General features: G+C 50.2%; 1 rRNA gene. It reads left to right on the forward strand.

The annotated features are described in order from the left end of the window. A 23S ribosomal RNA gene (locus AB4Y34_RS42370) occupies window positions 1-114 on the forward strand; the annotation flags it as partial. Between the last annotated feature and the right edge of the window lie 141 nt (window positions 115-255).

The raw sequence follows: 255 nt of genomic DNA on the forward strand, positions 1-255 counted from the left end.
GGGGCTTCGAGCCCCTTGAAGGGTCGTTCAAGACCAGGACGTTGATAGGTCAGGTGTGCACGTACAGTAATGTACTGAGCTAACTGATACTAATTGCCCGTAAGGCTTGATCCTATAACAGGTGTGTTTCGACAACCGTTAGCGCTTCAGCGCTTACGGGTGTCCGATCCCCGAAGGGGATGAAGACATGCAGTTTGAGATCGGTGTTGTGCCAGAAACAACACAACCCCAAAAACACGAATCCTTTACGCTTCT

The sequence above is a fragment of the Paraburkholderia sp. BR10954 genome (assembly GCF_040965775.1).
GTDB lineage: Bacteria > Pseudomonadota > Gammaproteobacteria > Burkholderiales > Burkholderiaceae > Paraburkholderia > Paraburkholderia youngii.